A 946-nucleotide genomic window follows, 5' to 3' on the forward strand; every position below is an offset into this window, starting at 1 on the left:
TTACGGGGTCACTTCAGATTGCTGGCTTTTTGAATATGTCATTGCCGGACAAGCGCTACGCGCCTTTCAGCGTCTTCTTAAGATTTTGCATGAAGTTTCTGAAGTGAGGCATGAAATCTACAAACAGAGGGTGTTTTCTATCTTGCATCATCAACGGCCCCAGTAAGCGAATACTTACACCTAGTCTCGTTGCGGATTGCTCATCTAAGCCACTGTCCTGCTTAATCTTATCTACAATCGCGAACATGTTTTCTCTGTCTTCAATTTCAAACTGCATGGTTTGCAGCTCACGATCTTCCTTGATGTTCACTTCTTCGATAGTGATACGGTAGTGATTGTGTTTGCCTGTGATTGTTTGCATCGTCATTACTGTCTCCTAACTTGAATTTACGAACAACTAAGTTGATAATATCAACTATAAATACAATGGTTGACGTTGTCAACTACATTTCTAAGGATCGTTTATGTCTGATAACACATCGTTAGAGTCTATCTTTCGCTTAGTACACTCTTTGAAACGTAAAATGAGTGAGCAGATTGAGAGCTTGGATTCTGAGATCGCCCCTATGAATATTCGTGTCATGAAGATCATTACTAAGAAATCTCCATGTACGGCTATTGATATCGCGCACTTCCTAAACCGCGATAAAGCACAGGTCACGAGGTTAGTTAATGCGTTGATCAATCAAGAGCTTGTGAAGAAATCTCCAAACCCAGAAGACAAGCGTAGCCAGCTATTGGTTCTGACCGATAAGGGTGAAGAGATCATGGGTAAGGTCTCGAATATTGATCGAGAGATGCTGCAGAGAATGACCAAAGGCATGGCCGAAGATGAACTAGAACAGTTCCGAAAAGTCGCCAACAAAATGGCTAAGAATCTGGAAGATTGCGCTAAGTAGAAGAAGCCCTTTCAAACAAACCACTCATTTCAAAAAACAAAAACGCC

At 41.5% G+C, this 946-nt stretch carries 2 protein-coding genes; one reads left to right on the forward strand and one right to left on the reverse strand.

Features of this window, described 5'->3' with window-relative positions; genetic code table 11:
• Window positions 1-55: 55 nt before the first annotated feature.
• On the reverse strand, window positions 56-361 hold the full coding sequence (locus BCT81_RS01075) for a DUF3861 domain-containing protein (protein WP_102423021.1): 306 nt from the start codon (window positions 359-361) through the stop codon (window positions 56-58).
• A gap of 103 nt (window positions 362-464) precedes the next feature.
• Between BCT81_RS01075 and BCT81_RS01080 the strand changes: the two genes are divergently transcribed.
• Window positions 465-899, forward strand: coding sequence for a MarR family winged helix-turn-helix transcriptional regulator (locus BCT81_RS01080; protein WP_102423020.1), 435 nt, complete (start codon window positions 465-467; stop codon window positions 897-899).
• Window positions 900-946: the final 47 nt, after the last annotated feature.

This window comes from Vibrio sp. 10N.261.52.A1 (assembly GCF_002876325.1).
GTDB classification, from domain to species: Bacteria; Pseudomonadota; Gammaproteobacteria; order Enterobacterales; family Vibrionaceae; genus Vibrio; species Vibrio chagasii.

What these genes read in the sequence shown, in the direction of transcription:
- BCT81_RS01075 (WP_102423021.1), bottom strand. Translation starts at nt 361, where the DNA reads ATGCAAACAATCACAGGCAAACACAATCACTACCGTATCACTATCGAA.
- BCT81_RS01080 (WP_102423020.1), top strand. Translation starts at nt 465, where the DNA reads ATGTCTGATAACACATCGTTAGAGTCTATCTTTCGCTTAGTACACTCT.